This window comes from Catellatospora aurea, assembly GCF_042663325.1.
GTDB lineage: Bacteria > Actinomycetota > Actinomycetes > Mycobacteriales > Micromonosporaceae > Catellatospora > Catellatospora aurea.
In genome coordinates this window covers 1-1,455 of sequence record NZ_JBHTAC010000105.1, presented here as the reverse complement: position 1 = coordinate 1,455, position 1,455 = coordinate 1, and the positions used below count along the sequence as shown (strand labels likewise).

1 protein-coding gene is annotated in these 1,455 nt (G+C 75.5%); it reads left to right on the top strand.

What is annotated here, in order from left to right; translation table 11 throughout:
* The first annotated feature begins 256 nt into the window (after positions 1-256).
* Positions 257-1,429: a hypothetical protein gene (locus ACFQO7_RS37690; RefSeq protein ID WP_376810885.1), complete on the top strand. Its 1,173-nt coding sequence runs from the start codon at positions 257-259 to the stop codon at positions 1,427-1,429.
* Positions 1,430-1,455: the final 26 nt, after the last annotated feature.

Genomic DNA, 1,455 nt, shown 5'->3' with positions numbered 1-1,455 from the left:
GGAGTCCGACGACGAAAGGAAGGGCACCTTCACATCGCATGGCGATGTGAAGGTGCCCTTCCTTTCGCGCTTGTGGGTGTCGCCCTGGTGGGTGGGAGTTTCACCTGGGTGGGGGCGGTTCCGCCGGTCCGGACTACCGTGTCGCACATCCTGTCCGTCCAGGTGTAAGACATTTGACTGTCAATGGCGATGATTTGCCCTAGTCTGCGGCTTGAATACCGTTGCCGCGCCGTGCGCGGAAGAGCCGGGGAGCGCCATGGACGTCAGGACCGTCGGCGGGACGACGCGTCTGCAGCCGGACTTCACCAGGGTCAACGAGCTGGCCGTGCGGACAGAACGGCTGCCGCGCCGGGAACGTGACGGCGTGCTGCCGTTCCCCGCCGCGATGTGGCTGTGGGTCGGGCTGGCGACGCTGCTGCGCCTGGCCGTATGGGCGTCCGCGGCGGTGCTGGGCGTGGGTGTCGTCGCGGCGGCGGCGGTGCTGCCGGGCGTGCCCGGACCGGTGCTGTTCGCCGGGGCGGCCGCCGCGCTGGTCGCGCTGCTGGTCCGGGTCGCCCGCGGGCTGCGGCGGCGCAGCGAGGCGAGCCGGCAGGCGGCCGTGGCCCGCGAGTACTGGTCCTGGCGGCGTCCGCCGGCCCGGTTCGAGCACGAGCCCGCCGCCCTGGACCTGCCCTCCTGGCTGGGCGACCCGCTGCACCGCAGGCTGCTGCGGCTGGTGCGCCCGCGCCGGACCGCCCCGCACGCCGTCCGGGTGCGCTGGGCCCACCGCTGGGAGCGCAGCCGGGAGCTGCGCGCGGTCGTGCCCCGGCTGACCGGGGTCACCGCGCTGGCAGCGGTGCTCACCGTCGGCGCGTGGCGGGCCGGCTGGCTGGGCGCCCACGCCCCGGCCGCGGTGCCCGCGGACGTGGAACTCGGCGGCCGGGTGCCCAACCCGGACGTGCTGCCCGCGCTGGACGTCGCGGTCGCCGCGGTGGCCGACTACGCCTGGCACCTGGTGGACATGGTGCCGATGCTCGGGCTGGCCGACGTGCTCGGCTGGTCGCGGCCGGCGGCACTGGCCGCGGGTGGGCTGCAGGACGGCCTGGCGGTGGCGTACCGGGTCGCGGTGCTGCTGGTGCTGGCGGCGACCGCGGTCGCCCTGCTGGGCCGCCGGGTCGAGGTCGACGCCAAGCCGCCGCTGCTGGCCGGGCAGGTCGAGCGGGCGCTGGTGGAGGAGCTGGTGCAGGCGAGGCGGCTGCTGGAGGGCGGCAACGGCAGGCATGACCAGCGCCTGTTCGACGCCGCCTGCCGCCGGCTGCGCGCCGACACCGTCGCCGTGCCCGCGCCGCACGAGCAGTGGAACACCGAGTCGCTGTGCCACGCGCTGGCGCTGGAGCAGTCCTGGATGACCGACTGGCGGGTCCCCGAGCAGCGCTCCGTGCTGTCCTGAGACGCCCGCCGCCCCACCCCGGGCAC

Bases quoted from the DNA above. Each gene is read 5' to 3' on its own strand.
- ACFQO7_RS37690 (WP_376810885.1), top strand. From the start codon at position 257: ATGGACGTCAGGACCGTCGGCGGGACGACGCGTCTGCAGCCGGACTTC.